This is a genomic window from Hyphomonas sp. (assembly GCF_013823385.1).
Lineage (GTDB): Bacteria > Pseudomonadota > Alphaproteobacteria > Caulobacterales > Hyphomonadaceae > Hyphomonas.
Genome location: NZ_PNMA01000008.1, coordinates 41,518 through 60,351, shown reverse-complemented (window position 1 = coordinate 60,351; position 18,834 = coordinate 41,518). Strand labels below are relative to the sequence as shown.

General features: G+C 63.5%; 25 protein-coding genes and 1 other RNA gene. 18 read left to right on the top strand and 8 right to left on the bottom strand.

Features of this window, described 5'->3' with window-relative positions:
* The 4 genes from ssrA to C0456_RS07115 all read left to right on the top strand — a co-directional run bounded on the left by ssrA (position 1) and on the right by C0456_RS07115 (position 2,674).
* Positions 1 to 357: a transfer-messenger RNA gene (gene ssrA / locus C0456_RS07130) on the top strand.
* An 82-nt stretch (positions 358 to 439) separates the two neighbouring features.
* Entirely contained in the window at positions 440 to 1,084 is a 645-nt protein-coding gene (locus C0456_RS07125; protein WP_291050044.1) for a DUF5671 domain-containing protein, read from the top strand.
* Entirely contained in the window at positions 1,074 to 1,556 is a 483-nt protein-coding gene (locus tag C0456_RS07120) for a hypothetical protein (protein ID WP_291050042.1), read from the top strand. The genes C0456_RS07125 and C0456_RS07120 overlap by 11 nt, the downstream gene beginning before the upstream one ends.
* A 110-nt stretch (positions 1,557 to 1,666) precedes the next feature.
* Positions 1,667 to 2,674 carry an SDR family oxidoreductase gene (locus C0456_RS07115; protein ID WP_291050040.1) on the top strand — a complete coding sequence of 336 codons (1,008 nt, stop codon included), beginning with the start codon at positions 1,667 to 1,669 and terminating at the stop codon, positions 2,672 to 2,674.
* Between the two features lie 23 nt (positions 2,675 to 2,697).
* Here C0456_RS07115 and C0456_RS07110 read toward each other — a convergent pair whose 3' ends face one another.
* Both C0456_RS07110 and C0456_RS07105 read right to left on the bottom strand, forming a co-directional pair.
* Positions 2,698 to 3,369: a glutathione S-transferase family protein gene (locus C0456_RS07110; protein ID WP_291050038.1), complete on the bottom strand. Its 672-nt coding sequence runs from the start codon at positions 3,367 to 3,369 to the stop codon at positions 2,698 to 2,700.
* Between the two features lie 135 nt (positions 3,370 to 3,504).
* On the bottom strand, positions 3,505 to 5,475 hold the full coding sequence (locus C0456_RS07105; protein ID WP_291050036.1) for a prolyl oligopeptidase family serine peptidase: 1,971 nt from the start codon (positions 5,473 to 5,475) through the stop codon (positions 3,505 to 3,507).
* Positions 5,476 to 5,595: 120 nt separating this feature from the next.
* Here C0456_RS07105 and C0456_RS07100 point away from each other — a divergent pair, with 120 nt between their 5' ends.
* Complete coding sequence (locus tag C0456_RS07100; protein WP_291050034.1) at positions 5,596 to 6,960, top strand: alkaline phosphatase family protein; 1,365 nt, start codon at positions 5,596 to 5,598, stop codon at positions 6,958 to 6,960.
* Positions 6,961 to 6,978: 18 nt separating this feature from the next.
* Here the strand turns inward: C0456_RS07100 and C0456_RS07095 are convergent, their stop codons facing one another.
* Both C0456_RS07095 and C0456_RS07090 read right to left on the bottom strand, forming a co-directional pair.
* Complete coding sequence (locus tag C0456_RS07095; RefSeq protein ID WP_291050033.1) at positions 6,979 to 7,395, bottom strand: hypothetical protein; 417 nt, start codon at positions 7,393 to 7,395, stop codon at positions 6,979 to 6,981.
* Between the two features lie 89 nt (positions 7,396 to 7,484).
* Positions 7,485 to 8,723 (bottom strand): aminotransferase class V-fold PLP-dependent enzyme, encoded by a 1,239-nt coding sequence (locus tag C0456_RS07090; protein ID WP_291050031.1) that lies wholly within the window; start codon positions 8,721 to 8,723, stop codon positions 7,485 to 7,487.
* 187 nt (positions 8,724 to 8,910) lie between these two features.
* On the opposite strand from C0456_RS07090, the gene C0456_RS07085 reads away from it, so the two are divergent.
* From C0456_RS07085 to C0456_RS07075, 3 genes are all read left to right on the top strand, one after another.
* Positions 8,911 to 9,396: an SspB family protein gene (locus tag C0456_RS07085; protein ID WP_291050029.1), complete on the top strand. Its 486-nt coding sequence runs from the start codon at positions 8,911 to 8,913 to the stop codon at positions 9,394 to 9,396.
* Between the two features lie 15 nt (positions 9,397 to 9,411).
* Complete coding sequence (locus C0456_RS07080; RefSeq protein WP_291050027.1) at positions 9,412 to 9,864, top strand: PaaI family thioesterase; 453 nt, start codon at positions 9,412 to 9,414, stop codon at positions 9,862 to 9,864.
* A gap of 100 nt (positions 9,865 to 9,964) precedes the next feature.
* Complete coding sequence (locus C0456_RS07075; RefSeq protein WP_291050025.1) at positions 9,965 to 11,191, top strand: cytochrome P450; 1,227 nt, start codon at positions 9,965 to 9,967, stop codon at positions 11,189 to 11,191.
* Between the two features lie 6 nt (positions 11,192 to 11,197).
* On the opposite strand, the gene C0456_RS07070 is transcribed toward C0456_RS07075, so the two are convergent.
* The 3 genes from C0456_RS07070 to C0456_RS07060 are packed head-to-tail and all read right to left on the bottom strand — an operon-like array spanning position 11,198 to position 12,046.
* Positions 11,198 to 11,560: a RusA family crossover junction endodeoxyribonuclease gene (locus tag C0456_RS07070; RefSeq protein ID WP_291050023.1), complete on the bottom strand. Its 363-nt coding sequence runs from the start codon at positions 11,558 to 11,560 to the stop codon at positions 11,198 to 11,200.
* Positions 11,557 to 11,859: a type II toxin-antitoxin system RelE/ParE family toxin gene (locus C0456_RS07065; protein ID WP_291050021.1), complete on the bottom strand. Its 303-nt coding sequence runs from the start codon at positions 11,857 to 11,859 to the stop codon at positions 11,557 to 11,559. Before C0456_RS07065 ends, C0456_RS07070 begins: the two co-directional genes overlap by 4 nt.
* Positions 11,849 to 12,046, bottom strand: a complete 198-nt coding sequence (locus tag C0456_RS07060; protein ID WP_291050020.1) for a hypothetical protein — start codon at positions 12,044 to 12,046, stop codon at positions 11,849 to 11,851. Before C0456_RS07060 ends, C0456_RS07065 begins: the two co-directional genes overlap by 11 nt.
* Before the next feature lie 134 nt (positions 12,047 to 12,180).
* On the opposite strand from C0456_RS07060, the gene fumC reads away from it, so the two are divergent.
* The 8 genes from fumC to C0456_RS07020 all read left to right on the top strand — a co-directional run bounded on the left by fumC (position 12,181) and on the right by C0456_RS07020 (position 15,937).
* Entirely contained in the window at positions 12,181 to 13,575 is a 1,395-nt protein-coding gene (gene fumC / locus C0456_RS07055) for a class II fumarate hydratase (RefSeq protein WP_291050018.1), read from the top strand.
* Positions 13,576 to 13,649: 74 nt separating this feature from the next.
* Positions 13,650 to 13,874 (top strand): type II toxin-antitoxin system CcdA family antitoxin, encoded by a 225-nt coding sequence (locus C0456_RS07050; RefSeq protein WP_291050016.1) that lies wholly within the window; start codon positions 13,650 to 13,652, stop codon positions 13,872 to 13,874.
* Positions 13,875 to 13,877: 3 nt separating this feature from the next.
* Positions 13,878 to 14,177 (top strand): CcdB family protein, encoded by a 300-nt coding sequence (locus C0456_RS07045; RefSeq protein WP_291050014.1) that lies wholly within the window; start codon positions 13,878 to 13,880, stop codon positions 14,175 to 14,177.
* Positions 14,178 to 14,285: 108 nt separating this feature from the next.
* Positions 14,286 to 14,573, top strand: coding sequence for a PepSY domain-containing protein (locus C0456_RS07040; RefSeq protein ID WP_291050012.1), 288 nt, complete (start codon positions 14,286 to 14,288; stop codon positions 14,571 to 14,573).
* A gap of 85 nt (positions 14,574 to 14,658) precedes the next feature.
* Positions 14,659 to 14,955, top strand: coding sequence for a hypothetical protein (locus C0456_RS07035; protein ID WP_035593107.1), 297 nt, complete (start codon positions 14,659 to 14,661; stop codon positions 14,953 to 14,955).
* Positions 14,952 to 15,557, top strand: coding sequence for a GNAT family protein (locus tag C0456_RS07030; protein WP_291050008.1), 606 nt, complete (start codon positions 14,952 to 14,954; stop codon positions 15,555 to 15,557). Before C0456_RS07035 ends, C0456_RS07030 begins: the two co-directional genes overlap by 4 nt.
* Positions 15,554 to 15,745 carry a DUF4169 family protein gene (locus C0456_RS07025; protein WP_291050007.1) on the top strand — a complete coding sequence of 64 codons (192 nt, stop codon included), beginning with the start codon at positions 15,554 to 15,556 and terminating at the stop codon, positions 15,743 to 15,745. Before C0456_RS07030 ends, C0456_RS07025 begins: the two co-directional genes overlap by 4 nt.
* A gap of 66 nt (positions 15,746 to 15,811) precedes the next feature.
* Positions 15,812 to 15,937: a hypothetical protein gene (locus C0456_RS07020; RefSeq protein ID WP_291050006.1), complete on the top strand. Its 126-nt coding sequence runs from the start codon at positions 15,812 to 15,814 to the stop codon at positions 15,935 to 15,937.
* Positions 15,938 to 15,965: 28 nt separating this feature from the next.
* Here C0456_RS07020 and C0456_RS07015 read toward each other — a convergent pair whose 3' ends face one another.
* Complete coding sequence (locus tag C0456_RS07015) at positions 15,966 to 16,976, bottom strand: hypothetical protein (RefSeq protein ID WP_291050004.1); 1,011 nt, start codon at positions 16,974 to 16,976, stop codon at positions 15,966 to 15,968.
* Between the two features lie 118 nt (positions 16,977 to 17,094).
* Here C0456_RS07015 and C0456_RS07010 point away from each other — a divergent pair, with 118 nt between their 5' ends.
* A complete protein-coding gene (locus C0456_RS07010) occupies positions 17,095 to 18,201 on the top strand; it encodes an NADH:flavin oxidoreductase (protein ID WP_291050002.1) in 1,107 nt (368 codons plus the stop codon).
* 84 nt (positions 18,202 to 18,285) lie between these two features.
* Positions 18,286 to 18,831: a DUF3833 domain-containing protein gene (locus C0456_RS07005; protein WP_291050000.1), complete on the top strand. Its 546-nt coding sequence runs from the start codon at positions 18,286 to 18,288 to the stop codon at positions 18,829 to 18,831.
* Positions 18,832 to 18,834 lie beyond the last annotated feature (3 nt).

The following is an 18,834-nucleotide window of genomic DNA, read 5'->3' as shown; positions in this document are numbered from 1 at the left end:
GGGCTTACCTTTGGCCCGGCTATCCCCTATATTGGCCCGGTCTTCGGACTATGGCGATAAACGCGCGTGTAATAAGCGGCTCGGACCCGGGGGCGGTACCCGGCGGCTCCACCACAAGCAGACCTCTCTGAAGGTCTGTTTCTGACGGGGCCGAAATAGTGTCGACGGACGTGTAAAGACGAGGCTTTCGCTCGCATGAGCTGCGTTAGAAGCTCACAAGCAAATAGTTGCAAACGACAACTTTGCTGAAGGCGAACTGATGGCTGCGTAAGCGGCCGGATGTTTTCCGACCTTAACTCCTAGGGTTTCAGACCCCTAGGCGGGGCCCGGAGGCGCCTGGCAACAGAAGCCTCCACCTTCTCCTCCTGGAAATTGTCTTGTGAACGCCCTGATTGGCGTCCACTCTGCGCGTCAACACTGATCGCGATCCGGGGAACCTATGGCCAACAGCATACTGACAGCTTTCGTCAAGGAAGCCCTCGAAAGAGGGCAGGCGCGGCCCGCGATCCGGACGGCGCTGCTGGATGCCGGATGGCGGGCAGAGGAGGTGGACGAGTCCCTCTCCGCCTTTGCCGAGACGGCCTTCCCGGTCGCTGTACCCCGGCCGCAATCCTATCTCTCGGCCCGTGAGGCCTTCTTCTACCTTCTCTTCTTCATCGTGCTCAGCGTGGTGGCCTACAATCTTGGCTCCCTGCTGTTTGCGCTGATCGATACGGCGGTGCCGGACAAGATCGAGCAGCCCTACCGCTATTGGGGCGGGTCGGACACGCAGATACGCTCGGCGATTGCCGGGCTGATCGTCGGCACACCGATCTTCTTCTGGCTGGCGCGCATCCTGCTGAAGGCGCGGCGCAGCAACCCCGCCCTGCAACGCTCCCGCATCCGCAAATGGCTGATCTATGTCAGCCTCGTGATTGCGGGCACCATCCTCGTCGCCGATGCAATCTCGGTCGTCTACAATTTCCTCAGCGGCGAGCTGACCCTGCGCTTTGCCCTGAAGGCGCTGGTGGTGGCGGCAATCGCCGGGGCGATCTTCGGCTATTTCATCACCAATGCAGAGCGGGACGAAGCCAATGGCATTTAGCCGGGATATGGTCCTGTGGACGGGGTTGGGGGTGATCGTTCTGGCGGCGATTGTGGCCGGGCTGGCGGTGACCGGTGGGCCTGCCGAAGCGCGGCGGCTGAAAGAGGACCAGCAGCGGGAAACAGCACTGCTCTCGACGGCCAATGCCCTCGTCTGCCTGCAGAAGGCCGGGATGGAGATTCCAGAAACGGCCGAGCAGCTGGAGGTGGTCTGGAAGGAATACCGGTCTACGGCGCAGGACAAATGCTTCAATGGCGACCTGCGCGTGGATCCCGTCACGGACGCGCCCTTTGCTCTGGTGCGCGAGGAGGGCCGCGTCACGCAGATCTGCGCGGAGTTCGCCGCCCCGCGGAAGCAGGAGGACGGGCCGTTTCAATACCGGTCAACAAACGCGCTGCCAAACTTGGGCGACCGGCGGGAGGCAGCGGGGACGCATTGCTTCGCCATCAACTATTCGGCTGAGGTGGGCTGATCTCCCCACGCAGATGTGACCCGTGAGGCGCGTTGCCAGCGCGCCGGTTTTGTTTGTCTCTGCGGCTTTTCCGCCTATTGTCCTGTCAGCAAGCAGAGAGGGAGAGAGCCATGGGCAAGAAGGGTGCAACCCGCCGGCAGATGATCGGCGGATCAGCCGCAGTGCTGGGGGCGATGAGCGGGGCGCCCAAAGCGCTGGGCGAGACGGGGCCGCAGGCGCCGCCGCCTGGCGCACTGGAGGGCAAGTCCATTCTCATCACCGGGGCCGCCTCCGGCTTTGGCCGTCTTGGGGCGGAGCATTATGCCCGCCTGGGCGCGCGCGTGTTCGCCACGATGCGGAACCTGCCCCGGCCCGAAGCAGAGGGACTGGCACAGCTCGCCCGCGAGGAAGGGCTCGCCATCGAGGTGGTTGAAATCGATGTGATGTCGGATGAGAGCGTTGCCAGCGGCGTAGCCACCGTTCTGGAGAAGACCGGCGGCACGCTGGACGTGCTGATCAACAATGCCGGGATCGGCCTTGGCGGGCCTGCCGAAGTGCAGGACATGGAAGCCACAAAGCTGCTGTTCGAGACGAATGTGTTCGGGCCCCACCGGATGGCGCGGGCCGTGCTGCCGGCGATGCGCGCGGCGGGGAAGGGGCAGATTTTCCAGATCTCCTCCCAGCTGGGCCGCGTCATCATTCCGGGCATCGGGCATTATTCGCCGACGAAGTTTGCGCTGGAGGCGCTGTCGGAGACCCTCGCCTATGAGGTTGCCGCGCAGGGGATCGAGGTCACGATCATCCAGCCGGGCGGCTATCCAACGAAGATCTGGGAAAAGAGCACGGCGCGGGCCGCCGCCTTGAAGGCGCGCACGCCGCAGGAATTGCTGGATGCTTATCCGGAAATGACCGCCGGCATGGGCCAGCCGAGCAGCGGGGGCGGGACGACGGACCCGATGGACATTCCCCGCGCCATTGCCGAGATCATTGCCATGCCGCGCGGCACGCGCCCGCTCCGCCGGCCCGTGCATCCCGGCAACAAGCCACAGGAAGCAATCAACGCGGTCTCCCGCGAGACGCAGCTGGCAATGCTCGGCAATTCGCCCTGGGGCCCGGCCGTGAAGGATGTGCTGGATTAGGCGCCATCCGTAGGCGGATCAGATCAGAGGAGGATGGTGCCTTTGCCATCCTTCTCCATGGCGCGGATATAGGAAGGGTATTCGCGCATCTGTTTCAGGAAGCGGTAGGCGTTGGGATGGGTCTTCTCGTCCATGCCGGCGCGGTGAACGCAGAGTTCCATGGAATAGCCCATCACCATGTCGGCGGCGGTGAGTTCATCACCGGCAAACCATTTGCTCTCGCTGAGCGCCTTTTCGATCTCGCGGAACAGGGCAGCCAGGCGCGGGCCGAAGAAAGCCTGATCCAGCGCGCCGACGAGCGATCTGGCAACGGGGCGAACGAGGAAGGGCGCGCGCGTCTGCATCGCCATCATTACGAACTTGTTGGTCAGCAGCGGTTGCAGGCTGCCTTGCGAGGTGTGGAACCAGAAGAGGTATTTCACGCGCTCGGGTGAGCCGGGCGCGGGGCGCAGGCGGCCGGTATCATGCGTGTCGCAGATATAGTCGACGATGGCGTTGGTTTCGGCCAGCGTGATGGCGCCGTCCGTGATCACCGGGGCGGTGCCCAGCGGCGAGATGGCCTTGTAGGCGGCGGGCGCAAGCCGCGTCTGCGGGTCGCGGTCGTAGAGCTTGATCTCATAGGGAACCCCCAGCTCCTCCAGCAGCCAGAGGATGCGGATGGACTGGGATTTCTCAAGATGGTGCAGGGTGATCATGGAGGTTCCTCTCGGCCGGGGCTGGCGCCCGCCTACACTTAGCGCGCCGCTGGCCGGGGTCGAGAGGAAAAGCAATTCCGGCAGCCGGAGCCGCTCTTTCCCGGCAGGCGCGGGGAAAGAGCGGTGTGCGGCGCCTCATTTTTCGGCGAGCACTTCCTGGATGAAGAGGGTTTCGGCCTCGCGCTGGGCCTCGCGGTTCGATTTCTTGCGGAAGCCATGGCCTTCATCCATCGCCATCATGAACCAGGCTTTCACGCCATTGGCCTTGACCGCTTCAAGGATCTGCTCGGCCTCCGTATACGGAACGCGGGGGTCGTTATAGCCCTGGATGACGAACAGGGGCTTGGTGATCTTTGAGGCATTCTTCAACGGCGAAATCTCGTCGAAGAAGGCGGCAATCACGGGGTCCCGCTCATCGCCATATTCGGCGCGGCGCAGGTCTGCGCGGTAGCCTTCGGTGTTCTCAAGGAAGGTCTTGAAGTCCGAAATGCCGACAATGTCGATGCCGCCGGCGAGCCGGTCTGCGTAATCGATCATCGAGGCGAGAACCATATAGCCGCCATAGGAGCCGCCATGGACGATCACCTTGTCGCTGTCGAGATCGGGCTGTGCCGCGATCCAGTCGAGCAGGGCGCCGATGTCTTCGACAGACTTCTTCCGGTTGAGACCATTGTCCAGCGACACATAGGTTTTGCCATAGCCGGTGGAGCCGCGCACATTGGGCACGGCGACAGCGATGCCCAGCTCATTCGCCCAATACTGGTAGGAGGAGGCAAAGCCGGGGCGGGACTGGCCTTCCGGGCCGCCATGGATGGAGATGATCACCGGATGCGGGCCTTCGCCCTTCGGCCTGTAGATGAAGGCGGGAATATCCATGCCGTCCGCATTCGGATAATCGAAGAGGACGGGCTCGATGAAGGTATCGGGGTTGAGGCCACCGGTTTCCGCTTCGGTCCAGCGGGTGAGGTTCAGCGTCGCCACATCGAATGACCAGGCATCGGCCGGGCTTGTGGCGGCGTTGAAGGTGAAGCCGACATGGCTGCCACTGCGGGAAAAGACGAGGCCGGAGGCGATGCCCACGGGCAGGGTGGGGCCGGGACGGACATGGCCGCTTTCGACCTCCAGCAGATGGATCGTCCCTAGGCCGCCTTCATTCAGGGTGAAGGCCACCGTGTTGCCATCGGGCGACAGCGTCCAGTCGGACACGCCCCAGTCGATATCGCCGGTATAGTTGGTAAAGGTGCCATCAGGCGCGATCCTCACCAGATTGGTGAACTCGCTGTCCTTGTCGGTCGCGGTGAGGATCGAGCCATCGCTGAGCAGCGCGCCGCCGGAATAGGACACCGTTTCACCGGGATTGATCTGCGTCAGATCGCCGGAGGCCACGTCCAGAACGAAGAGACGGCTTTCCGCGATGGAGATATAGCGCTGCAGCAGCAGTTTTGATCCGTCATCGGACCAGTCGACCGGGCCGATGGCGCCTTCGCCTTCCAGGGCCACGCGCACGCTGGCCGGGTCGGCGGGGTTGCCGATGATGATGTCGTTGTTCGGGTCACCCGGATTGGTGCGGGCCCAGGCGGCAAGCTGGCCGGCATCGGCCCAGAGGGGAGAGCCGTTGCGTGTGCCAGGCTCTGTAAAGCCGGTGATCGTTCCGGTCTGCAGGTCGAAGCGGTAGCCCTGATAATATTCATCCCCGCCTTTGTCGCGGGCGAAGAGGAAGGCGCCGCCCTTGGGGTTCACGGTGGCATTGCTGACGGTTTCATCGAAGAAGGTAAGCTGCCGGCGCGCGCCGCCGGGGCTCTTTACCTCATGCACCTGGTTGGTGTCGCCGAAACGGGTGGTGATCAGAATGCTGCCATCGCCAGTCCAGTCCAGGAAGGCATGGCTGCGGACATTCTCATAGGCCGAGAGGCGCTCCGAGATCTCAGCGGGAATTTCCGGGATCGATTCGAGGACGAGATTGCCCCTGGTCACGCGCTCGGCGGCGATTGGCGCGGCGCTGGCTGCGGTAAGCGTGGCGGCCGGCGTGGTGGCGGTCTGGGCGCAGGCGGCAAGGGCAGCGGCAAGCGCGGCAATGGACACGAGGCGGAGGCTGTGTCGTTTCATGGCGGTTCCCCATCAGAAGTTTTTCATGACGTTTTGTTTAGTGCGTTGAGGCCTGCCGTCACCTCTTTTTCAGCTCCTGGGCTTCACATCGCCGCTACATTCGGGGTCTAAGGCGGAAAGATGTTTACCGATGGCGTGAAGGAGCAGGGCATGGGACGGTTGAGGACAGGGATAGTGTCGGCGCTTGCGGCGGTCCTGATGACGGCGTGCCAGTCGGCGCAGAATGAGGTGCCCCCGCCCGCGTCGCTCCTGTCGCCGCAGATTGTCGAGACAGACACCGCTGCCCCGGCTGCGGAGGCGCCGCTGGTGCTGATGATCGGGCTGGACGGCCTCAACCCGCCGATGATCGACCGCTGGGAGGCGCCAAATCTCAAGGCGCTGGCCGCGCGCGGCGTGCGCGCCGAAGCCATGCGCCCGGTGATGCCGAGCGTGACCTTTGTGAACTTCTACTCTCTGGCGACCGGGCTTTACCCCAAGCATCACGGGATGGTGGAGAACTATCCCTATGACAAGGCCGCCAATGAGCAGTTTGACCGCGCCACCGGCCCGCAGGAAGAGCGCTGGTGGCAGGGCGAGCCGATCTGGATCACCGCCGAGAAGCAGGGCCTGCCGACCTCGATCATGTTCTGGCTGGGCTCGGAAGTGCCCCATGACGGTGTGCGTCCGACCCGCTGGACGCCCTACGAACACAACAAGCCCTATCAGGACCGGGTAGACGAAGTGCTCGGCTGGTATGACGCGCCCGAAGCAGAGCTGCCCCGCTTTGCCGCGATCTATTTCGACCGCGTGGACACGGCCGCGCATTATTTCGGGCCGAGGTCTGAAAAAGCCAAGGAAGCGGTGGCCGAGGTGGACGGCTATGTCGGACAGCTGGTCGATGGGCTGAAGACGCGCGGCCTGCTGGAGCGCACGACGATCATTGTTGTGTCAGACCACGGCATGGAATGGATCGACCCGGAAAAGGTGCTCGATATCGGCGCCCATCTGGACCTGAAGGAACTGACGGTGCCGCAATTCAATGGCCCGTATGGTGGATCGAACCACACCTTCCTGCATATCTATGGCGAAGGCGCAGCGCTGGAGGCGGCGTATCAGGGCCTGAAGGATTTCGACGAGCACATCCATGTCTACAAGCGCGGCGAAATGCCCGCGCACTACCATTTCGACCACCCGACGCGCGGGCCGGACCTGTTCCTGGTGGCTGATCCGGGCTGGTCGGTGCGCAATGCCAATCTGGGCGGCTGGCGCGCGCCGATCCCCGGCCAGCATGGCTACGACAATCTCGACCCCACCATGGCGGCCACCTTCATCGCGGCGGGGCCGATCTTTCCGGAAGGGGAGATGGCCGCGCCGTTCGAGAATGTGAACGTCTATCTGATGATCGCCTGCGCGCTCGGCATCGAGCCGGCAGAGACCGATGGCGATCCGGCCGTGGTGGAGCAGGTGACGGGCGGGCGCTGCCCGGCGGCGCGCGCTCCGCAGTGAAGCGCGCCGGGCGGGGGCCTATTGCCCCAGCCGGTCTGTTTCCTCGCCGATGATTTCCATCAGCTCAGGATGCTCAGCCTGCAGCTGGGTGAGGGCTGTCATCATCCGCAGCTGGGCGTCGGCCAGTTGCTGATAGTTGCTGCCGAAGATCTGCATTGCCTTTATTCCGGAGATTTCTCCGCCCAGTTCTTCTTCCATATTCTTGAGGCCGTCGGCTGCCTTGCGGATGTCCGCGGCAGCGGCGCGGGCGCTGGCTTCATCTTCCACGGTTTCCAGCGCGTCGGCGATCCGGGTCAGCTCGGCGACATACGCTTTGCCGATATCCTTGGCCGATGATGAGGCGGAGATATCCTTGCCCTCAACTTTGCCCTGGCCGCATCCGGCAAGCAGGATCATGGCGCCGAAGAAAGCTGCGGCAACGGTTGCGTGTTTCATCTTGTGTCCTCCCATAAGGCGCCGTCCCCCAGCGCGCCTTCATGAGCGCAGTGGACCATGGACGAATGCGCAACGCAACGCTTAACGCCTCAGGAGTAGCGCGCCTCCACTTTCGGCGCCGTGTTGCCCGCCTTTACCGCCTCCAGACACGCGGCGAGGTCTCTGAGATAGTCATCGGCCACTTCGGCATGTTTGGGCGAGAGCATCAGGTGCAGGCTTGGCGGTTCGACCGTGAAAGAGGTGAACCAGCCGCGCTGGCGCATCGCGCTGTAGAGGGCGAGGGTGTCGGCGTCCGGATGGCGAAAGGCCACAAGGCCGAGGAGCGGCTTGCCCAGAACTTCAAAGCCCAGCGCCCTCACGCCTGCTTCGATCTTCTCGCGTGTCGCGCAGACGAGGCCCTGCTTCTCACGGTAGCCCGACACGCCGAGCACATTCATCACCGCCCAGGCTGCCGAGATCGCGCCGCCGGGGCGTGTGCCCGCCAGCGTCGGCGTTTTCATCGGCGCGCCGGACCAGTCGCTGAGGGAAAACGGCATGTGCTTGTAGAGATCAGCCGACCGGAAGAGGACGGTGGAGGCGCCTTTGGCGCAGTAGCCGTATTTGTGCAGGTCGGCGCTCATGGATTTGACCGCTGGAACGGCAAAGTCGAAATCCGGAACCGGCACGCCGTTCATCCGCGCAAAGGGCGCGAAGTATCCGCCCACGCAGGCATCGACATGCAGCCAGACGCCCTTGGCCTCAGCGACTTTGCCGAGATCGGCAATCGGGTCGATGATGCCATGAGGGAAGTTCGGCGCCGAGCCGACCATCATGATCGTGGCGTCATCGATTGCTGCCGCCATGGCGGCCGGATCGGCCTCATAACTGCCATCGGTCTTCAACGGCACGCTGCGGATATCGATGTCCATCAGCAGGGCCGCCTTGTGGAAGGCAAGGTGGCCGGAGCGGGGGATGACGATGTTGGCGCGGTCCTTGGGCCAGCCATGGGCGCGGGCATAGTCGCGTGCCGTCTTGATCGCCATGGTGATCGAATCGGTGCCGCCCGAAGTCATTGCGCCCGTCGACCCTTCCGGGCCGTGCAGCAGGCCGAGCGCCATGGAGATTACATCCTTCTCCATCTGTGCCAGCGAGGGAAAGGCGAGGGGGCCCAGGCCATTCTCCGCCATGAACAGGCCATAGGCCTCATGCTGGAGGGCGTGCACATCTTCCCCGGCATTGAAGACATAGACGGCCGTCTTGCCCTCCCTCCAGGCCACATCCCCTGCGCCGCGAGAGAGCATTTCGGCGCGTACATCACCCCAGGGGCGTCCTTCGGCGGGCATCTGCATGGCGGTCCTCCTCTGTTTTCAGGCAAGAGTAGAGGCGAAGTCCCCCGCTGGCCAGACGGGTGCAGGCTACCGGTTCGTGTCACCCGAAAAGCGCTGGGGAAAAGAAAAACCTCGCCCGTTGTGCGAAGCCCGTTGCGAGGCTAAAGCCACCGCCTTAGTTTGTACCTGAAACGAAAAATTAACGGGGATGCAGAGCGCCAGCATGACGGACTATATCGGTTACGAAGCGCTTTCCCAGGCTGCCATGCGCGGTGTCGTGCGCGAAGCGCTGCGCCGCGGGAAGACCAATGGCGGCCTGCCGGGCGAACATCATTTCTACATTTCCTTCCGCACCCGCGCGCCGGGCGTGAAGATCCCGCCGCAACTCGTGCAGCGTTTTCCAGAAGAGATGACCATCGTGATCCAGCACCAGTATTGGGATCTGGAAGTGCATGACGGGCATTTTGAGGTTGTGCTGAAATTCTCCGGCGTGCCGCAGCACCTGTCGATCCCGCTGGCGGCGATCACGCGCTTCGTTGACCCGTCCGTGAATTTCGGCATCGCGTTTGAAACGCAGGCCAAGGATGCCGGCGTCATTGCCCCGGCCACGGCTGCGCCGGTTGAAGAGCCTGCGCCGGCGCAGAAGGCCGCCGGTGAAACGGTCGTCAGCCTCGACGCTTTCCGGCGCAAGTAAAGCCGGGCGCGCGCGTTGAGCACTGAAGAAAAACCCCGCGTAACCGACGCCGAAATGCTGGCGCGGTTCCAGAACTCCAAGAAACGCCCGCCCTGTTCGGAAACCCTCGGCATGCGCCTGGCGAATCTGAACCAGGATCAGCAATGGGTGAAGATGGAGTTTGATGTCTCGCCGAGCTTCGCCAACCCCACTGGCGCGGTGCAGGGCGGCTTCATCGCGGCGATGCTGGACGAGGCCATGAGCACGGCGGTGATCATCGCCTCCAACGTGACCATGACGGCGCCAACGCTGGAGATGAAAACCAGCTATCTCAAGCGCCTGATGCCCGGCAAGGCGAGCGTCGAGGCGCGCATCCTGAAGCTCGGCAAATCCGCTGCCTTCATGGAAGCCGACTGTTTCGATGCAGACGGCGAACTGGTTGCGCGCGCCACAGCCACAGCGATTCCCATGGCGTTCAAGCGGCTCTGAGGCGCGCTGGCCGCTGACGCCGGGGCAGGGGCGAAATTCCTGATCATCGATGCTAGGTATTCCTCATAATTGCCGGCGCCAGACCGGCAGGGAGGAACATATGCCAGACGATCAGCGCCCCGCCGGCGCGGTGCAATCCGTGCTCGAGCTTTCAGCCTTCAATCCCGCCGCGCGGGCAGATCCGCATCCGATGCTGAAAACGCTGCGCGAGGACTGCCCGGTATTCCGCGATGAGGCGGCGAAGGTCTGGTTTCTTTCCCGCTACAGGGATGTGCGCGAAACGGTGAACGACCGCACATTCGTCCGCCATCCGACGAAAGCGGAGGAGGGCTCGCTCTCGGCGCGCTTCGTCGAGCAGCGCCAGGAGCGGGGCACGAGCATTCTCTTTCTCGACGATCCCGATCATGCCCGCATTCGCCAGCCGCTGGCCAAGGCGTTCTACGCCCGTATCAACCGGATGCGGCCCGAAATCGAGGCAATGATCGATGCGATCATTGATAAGGCGCCGGCTTCGGGCCCGTTCGACCTGATGGCTGAGATCGCTGTGCCGGTGCCCGTGCTAGTGATTGCGCGCATACTGGGCGTCGACGAGGCGCGCCTTGATGATTTCCGGCAATGGTCGGAGGACGTGATCCTCGGCCTCAACCCCGTGCGCACGCCTGAGGAAGACGAGGCGCTGATCCGGGGCGCATATGCGCTGGACGCGTATTTTGCCGAGCTGATGGAAGCCCGCCGCAAGGCGCCGCAGGATGATCTGGTCTCCGACATGGTGCAGCTGCAGGCCTCGGGCGAGGCGGAGATTTCCGATGGCGAACTGCGCAACAATCTCGAGGCGCTGCTCGTCGGCGGAAACCTCACAACCACGGACCTTATCGGCAATGGCGTGTGGCTGTTCCTGACTCATCCGGAACAAAAACAGTCACTCATGGACAATCCCGGCCTCGCCGCGCAGGCGGTGGAGGAAGTGCTGCGCTATGAGGCGCCCGTTTCGATCACCTCGCGCATCCTGCCGGATGACCGCGCCGTGGGCGGCTGCCCGATGAAGGCGCGCCAGCCGGTGTGGATGTCGCTGGCGGGCGCCAACCGCGACCCCGACGTGTTCGAGGACGCCGAAGCCTTTGACATCACCCGCAAGCGGGCAAGCCATGTCGCCTTTGGCGGCGGCCCGCACATCTGTATCGGCGCGCCGCTCGCCCGGATCGAGGCGCGGCATGTGTACCTGAAACTGTTCGAGCGCTATCCGGACCTGAAGCTGCCGGAACAGGAGATGGCCTGGCGCACGCTGCCGTTTTTCAGGGGGCTGGAAAAGCTGATCGTGGAGGGGTGAGCGCGGCTAGCGCTCGATCGCTTCGGCCAGCATCCAGATGCCATCGCGTTCGGCGCTGCGCCGCTCGACCAGCAGGCGGGCGACCTGATGGTCGTCCTCGAAGACATTGCCGCAGAGGCTGTCGAGCAGGGCCTTGGCCAGATTGTCGAGGTCCATCCAGGGCGCAGTGCCGGCATACTCCATCACGATATGCACGCTGTAATCACCATAGCCCGGCCGCAGGCGCGGGAAGTCCTTGCGGAAGAACTCCTTCAGCAGCGTCTTGTAATACTTCGTCTGCGTGGTGAGCCCGGTACACGTCACCTCCAGCGCGCCAGCCTCGGTAATGCGCGCGCGGACTTTGCCCGATTGGATCCAGTCTGAGATCATTCCGCCGCGCTCTCATCTTCAGGCGGGTATTTCTGGCGCGCGTCGAGAACGCGCTCGACATCCAGGTGGTAGGCGTCCGGCAGGGTGTAGATCAGGATCAGCGAGGTGCGCGGCACGACAAGTTCCCGTGTGCCGTCAACGCGGCCTTCCTTGCCAAGGAGCGGAAACCCTTCCAATTGCGCGATTGTTGTAAAGATGGCGGTCAAAAGCCGATCAAGCCCTTGCGGACTGCGCGGCCTGACCCATTCAGCAAGACGTTCCAGATCAGCTTCGGCGTCAGCCGAAAGCCTAATGTGCATCTGGGAGAAACCTGCGGGCCACGTCTTCCAGCGACCTGTAGGTCATCTGCCCCTCTGCCTTTGCCTTCAGCGTTTTGCCGATTTCAGCGCGCATCCACGTGTCATGTTCAGGCGCCACCGTGAAATCCGGCTCCAGGGCCTGGAAGGCAATCAGCGGATCATTCGAGGGAGAGGAAGTGTCAGCCATAGGGGCAGAATAGCTTTTAACCGCGGCGATGCCTAGCTACCCGCTTTGCGGGCCCTTTGGCGGCTTGATGGGGCGAGGTTCGGGGGCTACACCGCCCGGCGACATTGCTTCAGCTGAGCTTCAGGAGCCACCCCATGACCAATACCCGGACAGAATCGGACACTTTCGGCCCTATCGAGGTCGAGGCGGACAAGTATTGGGGCGCGCAGGCGCAGCGCTCGCTCGGGAACTTCAAGATCGGCTGGGAGAAGCAGCCCGCCCCGATCATCCGCGCGCTCGGCATCGTCAAGAAGGCCGCCGCCGAGGCCAATATGGCGCTGGGCAAGATGGACCCCGAGCTGGGCAAGGTCATCGTCAAGGCTGCCGAGGAAGTGATCGAGGGCAAGCTCGACGCGCATTTCCCCCTGGTCGTCTGGCAGACGGGCTCGGGCACGCAGTCCAACATGAACGCCAATGAGGTGATCTCCAACCGCGCCATCGAGATGCTGGGCGGCGAGATGGGCTCCAAGAAGCCGGTCCACCCCAATGATCACGTCAACATGTCCCAGTCGTCCAACGACACTTTCCCGACCGCGATGCACATCGCCTGCGCCGAAGAAGTGGTCCACCGCCTCATCCCGGCGCTGCAGGTGCTGCGCAATGCGCTGAACGACAAGGCGAACGCCTGGAAAGACATCATCAAGATCGGCCGCACGCATACGCAGGACGCAACCCCGGTCACCCTCGGCCAGGAATTCTCCGGCTATGCCCAGCAGATCGAGAACGGCATCAAGCGCATCGAGATGACGCTCCCGATGCTGATGGAGCTCGCCCAGGGCGGCACGGCGGTCGGCACGGGCCTTGCCTCGCCGGCCGGCTTTGCGGAAGCCGTGGCCCAGAAAATCGCCCAGATCACCGGCCTGAAATTCACCTCTGCCCCCAACAAGTTCGAGGCGCTCGCCGCCCATGACGCGATGGTGTTCACCCATGGCGCGATTACCACCGTCGCCATGAGCTGCTTCAAGATCGCCAATGACATCCGCTTCCTCGGCTCGGGTCCACGTTCTGGCCTTGGCGAACTCGCCCTGCCGGAGAACGAGCCAGGCTCGTCGATCATGCCGGGCAAGGTGAACCCCACCCAGTGCGAGGCGATCACCCAGGTCGCCGCTCACATCGCCGGCAACAACACCGCCATCGCCTTTGCCGGATCGCAGGGCCATTTCGAACTCAACGTGTTCAACCCGATGATGGCCTACAACTTCCTCCAGTCGGTCCGCCTGCTGGCAGACGCGGCGGTCTCCTTCACGGACAACTGCGTGGTCGGCATCGAGCCGCGCCTCGACAATATCCAGCGCGGCCTTGAGAACTCGCTGATGCTGGTGACCCCGCTGAAGGAGAAGTATGGCTACGACCTCGCCGCGAAAGTGGCGAAGACCGCTCACAAGAACGGCACCACGCTGAAAGTCGAAGCCCTCGCCCTCGGTATCTCCGAGGCTGACTTCGACGCCATCGTGCGCCCGGAGAAGATGATCGGGCCTGATCCGGCCTGAGCGGGCGAGGGCGGGCTTTCTGCGTATAGAAAATGCGTGTATATTATGCGCATTGCTTTGCGCAGAGGCCCACCATGACCCGTAAAACCCGCGTCAGTGTGACGATCGATGAGGCGCTGGTCGCCAAGGCCAAGGCCGCGGGCATAAACCTGTCGGCCGTGGCCGAAGAAGCCATCCGCTTCGAGACGCGCGCCGAGGAAATGCGGCGTTGGGCCGAGGAGAACCGGGCGGCATTGCAGGCCAAAGCCCGTTTGGTTGAAGATGAGGGCCTATGGTCTGATGGCCTCCGGCTGTTCTGACGCATGGATTACCTGGCGGTGTTCACCCTGAAGAACCGGCCCGAGCAGTTGGTGCTGGTCCTGAGCCATCCCCTGATCGCGGAGGCCGGCTCGGTTGTCGCGGCGCCCTTGCTGGATACGGCCAGGTTCGCGGTTGCGTCGACCTTGAATCCCGTCTTCGACTTCGGCGGTAGGCAGGTCGCGCTGGCGACCGAGCAACTCGCGGCAATTCCCTTGAAAGAGCTTGGCCAGCAGGTCACCTCGCTTGAGACCCACGAATACCCCATCGCCAACGCCATCAACCGCCTCTTTTTTGGCATCTGAGGAAGCGTGGATCGCCGCCGGGACTTATTGCAGCCCGGCTGTCCTTTGTTCATCCGCCGTTTGGCCCCGCGCTGATAAGAGGGGGCTGAAACTCGGGAGGACTTTGTCATGTCCAGGCTCCGGATACTTCTCGCAGCCCTTCTCATTGCGTCCAGTTCGGCCATGCCGGCGACTGCCCAGCGCGGCGGCGATGACCGGTCCTTTGCCGGATTTCAGGTCTCCCGCGCGACGGCGGTGGATATTGCCCGGGCGCAAGGCGTGCAGGATGTGCTGCGCGTGGAAGCCCGCCGGGGCGTCTGGCGCGTTGAAGGCCGCACCGCCCAGGGCCAGAAGATGACCGTCGAAGTGGACGGCATGACCGGCGCCGTCGTGCGCGTAGACCGGTCTGGCCGCTGAGGCGGCGGTATGTCCGGGCTGACGGGGCGCCGGGCCGGGGGTAGGATGCGGGAATAGAATCACCTGCGTCCAGAAAGGCCCAGCCATGTCCAAGTCGCCCGTCGGCTCGAAGTCCAATCCCTCCCAGTTCGATGTGCTGGGCAAGCTGGCCGAGGATGAGCCCTATTTCGTCATCCGCGCACACGACCCGCTCTCCTCCGCGCTGGTGGAGCTGCACGCCTATATCGGGGCAGGGCAGTCCGGCGCGGCGCACAACAAGCTGGCCGAGATCATGGCGATGACGGCAGTGCGCCCGCCGCGCCCCGCCTCCAGCCCGAAATACCGGGAAACCTTCGCCATTTCCCTGGCCATGGAACAATGGCGGGAAAGCCACAAGGAATGAACCTTGGCGCGCTGACGCTGGAAAACCGGTTCGTCCGCCTGCGGCCTTTTTCGGCCGGGGCGGACGGGCAGGCGCTTTACGGGCTGGCAGAGCGCGCGCCGGAAATCTTCCGGCTCTGGTCGTATCGGGGCCCCGGAGACTGGGTTGGCGGGTGGATCGCTTCCATCCGCCAGCGGACGGAAGCCGGCACAATGATCCCCTTCGCCGTGACCCGGCCAGAGGACGGCGCCTTCCTCGGCATCACCAGCTTCCTGGATCCTCACGAGGGCAACAAGAGTGTCGAGGTCGGCATGACCTGCTATGCCCCGGAAGCTCAGGGTACGGTCATCAATCCCTCCTGCAAGCGGCTGCTGATGGGCCATGCCTTCGAGGATTGGGGCGCGCGGCGGGTTCAGTATCAGGTTGATAACCGGAATGAACGCTCCAAAGCCGCCGTGCTGAAACTGGGCGCAAAGCTGGAAGGCGTGCTGCGCAACCACAAGACATTGGCCGACGGATTTGTGCGCGATACGGCCTTCTTCTCCATTCTGGATACGGAATGGCCAGAGGTGAAAGCCCGGCTGGACGCGCGCCTCATCGCAGGTGAGGCAGCGCGGGCATGAGCGATCCAGTCAACCTCAACAAGGTCCGCAAAGCCAGGGAGAAGGCCGAAAAGGAACAGCGCGCGAAGGAAAACCGCGCCAAATTCGGCCGCACGAAGGCTGAGAAATCGCTGGACAAGGCCCGCGCCGAGAAGCTGAAAAAGTTAACGGACGGGCACCAGCGGCAAGATCCTGGAAAGGATGGTTAAAAAAGCGTTGACAGGCCCGGAACTTGCACTGAAATCACCGGCTGTATCAGTGCGGGAGTGCCGTCCATGTTCAAGCGTGTCATGCTCAAGACGGCCTTTGCGCTTACGGCCTTTGGTTCAGGCGTGCTGTGGGGCATCGCCGCCGAAGCCAGCGCCGCCGGTATCCCGCTGATCGGTCTCTTCCAGGGCTGATCCTTTTCGGGAACCGGCCGGGGCCCGCTCAATATCTGCGCGGCTCCTTTACCTGATCAATCAGGCTGTTTTCATACCGTCCCTGCGAGATGCGCCCGAGCGCGTCGAAGATCGGCTGAGCATCCTTGTCCTTGAGCAGGGGAATGCCGCGCGCGATTTCGGCGGCCTGCGCATAGAGCAGATGCGCCTCGGCCAGATCGCCGCGCGCCTCGGTGCAGGCGGCAAGATTGTGCAGGATGCCGGGCGCCTTCGGATAAGCCGTGGCAAGCTCCTGCCACTGCGCGCAGGCGCCGATATACTCCCCGCGCCGGGTGGCTTTCACGGCCGCGGCAAAGCGCGGATCGCCGGCTTCTTCGGGCACCAGCGGCTTCTCGACGATCTCCGCCCGCAGCGTGGTTGTGTAGGGGGCGATGTCACGGCGGAAGCCGGGAATGGCCGCGGCGACAGCCTCGGCGATCATGCCGATCGGCGCGTCCCATTGGGGAAGGACCTCGCGGATGACCTCTCCGAAGGGGCCGGTGGATTGATCCGTATCGGGATATTCGGCCACATCATAGCAGTCTTCCCGCTCGGTGGCGCCGCCCTGCGCGGAGGTGAACACGGCCCGGCCCGTGTCAAAGTCCACCAGCGTGGCGCGGACGGTCACATCCACAACATCTTTCGGGCAGCGCATCTCGATCACGACATGGCGTTCGCAGTTGAACAGGCCCTTGTACTTGTCGCAGCGCCGCTCCCGCTTGAAGCTGGTCTCGCGGTGGAAGCCGGTGATCAGCACTTCGCCCTCATAGGTGCCCTGGGGGCGGCCCGGATCGATCACCGCAAACCAGGGCGCGCCGTCCAGCCAGGTATTGTCGATCAGCGCCTGGAACTCGGCCTCGGCAACATCCCCCGCCGGTCCCCGGAACCGGCCTACGCCTACATCGGTATAGTTCAGCGCTTCGGCATAGTTTGGCGCGGCGCGGGCGGCATAGTCATATCCCGGCGTCTGGCAGGCGGCCGCAGCGCCCAGAACTCCGGCCAGCAAAAACAGATGGCGCATTGTTATCCCCCCTAAACGGTCCCTTCAGGCGTGCCTGCGCATTCCCTTAACGTCAATGGTTGACGCAGACCGGACACTTCCCCAACTCATCGCCTGCAAAAGCGCAAGGATATAGCTGATGACCCGGACCCTGTTCACGCCCTTCCGGCTGAAAAACCTGGAACTGCCCAACCGTATCGTGATGGCACCGATGACGCGCTCCAGGTCTCCGGGCGGTGTTCCCGGCGAAGATGTGGCCGATTACTACGCCCGCCGCGCCGCTGCCGATGTCGGCCTGATCGTCACCGAAGGCACCACGGTGCGCCGGGGCGGTTCTTCCAACGACCCCAATGTTCCCAATTTTTACAAGGCTGACGCTCTGGATGGCTGGTCGCGCGTTGTCTCCAAGGTCCACGCCAACGGCGGCAAGATTGCCCCGCAGATCTGGCACCAGGGCATGGTGCGCAAGGCCGGCACCGGCCCGGAACCGGACGCCCCCACCGACAGCCCCTCCGGCGTCACCCATACCGGCAAGCAGATCCTTCCCGAGCCGACGACCGCAGAGGTCGAAGACATGGTGATGGCTTATGCCGATGCCGCCGCCGACGCCAAGCGCCTCGGCTTTGATACGCTGGAGATTCACGGCGCCCATGGCTATCTGATCGACCAGTTCTTCTGGGACGCGATGAACAAGCGCTCCGACAAGTATGGTGGCAGCCTCACCGATCGCGCCAGCTTTGGCGGCGACATCATCCGCGAAATCCGCAAGAAGGTCGGTCCGGACTATCCGATCATCCTGCGCTATTCCCAGTGGAAGCAGCAGGATTATACCGCCCGCCTCGCGCCTACGCCGCAGGAGCTGGAAGCTTTCCTGAAGGTCTTTGTGGATGCCGGCGTTGACTGTCTCCACGTTTCCCAGCGCCGCTATTGGGAGCCTGAATTCCCGGAAATCGATGGCGAAAACGGTCTCAATGGCGCCGGCTGGGCCAAGAAACTGACCGGCCTGCCCACCATCACGGTCGGCTCTGTCGGCCTCAACGGTGACTTCGAGAAATCCTTCGCCGGGGAAGGCGCGCCGCAGCGCTCGCTCGACGATCTGGAAGCGCGCCTCGACAAGGGCGAGTTCGATCTCGTCGCCGTCGGCCGCGCCGTCCTTCAGGACCCCGAATGGGCCAGGAAGGTCAAGGAAGGCCGCTTCGCCGACCTGCGCGACTATGACGGCAAGTCGCTCGCCACGCTTTACTGAGGCGGCTGCGCTGCTCTGACATCCAGTCCGGTCCGGTCTGCGTAAGGGAAGAACAAGTTCAACCCCGCAGACCGGACCTGACCCATGCCAAATGCCCGCCGTGTTGCGAATGTGCTGGCTGCCGGCGTTGCTTCGGCAACGGCCGCAGCCTGCGCCTCTTCCTCCTCCCTTGAGCAGTTTCAGGCCGCCCCCCGCCAGCTCGTGCTGGAGGAATACTTCCTCGGTGAGACAACCGCCTACGGCCTGTTCGAGGACCGGTTCGGCAAGGTCCGCCGCCAGTTCAAGGTGGACATTGTGGGCGAGCTGGAAGGCGACCGGCTGACACTCACCGAAGAGTTCTTCTATGATGATGGTGAGCGGGAAACCCGCATCTGGGAAATCGATGTGCTGGGCAATGGCCGTTATCGCGGCACGGCAGGGGACGTTATGGGCGTCGCCGAAGGGCAGGTCTCCGGCAACGCCTTCAACTGGAAATACAAGGTAGACCTGAAAGTCGGCGGCAGCACCTGGAATGTCGGCTTCAATGACTGGATGTTCCTGATGCCGGACGACGTGCTCCTCAACCGCGCCTATGTCACCCGCTACGGCATCGAGATCGGCCAGGTAACCATTGCGTTCAAGAAAGGCTGATCC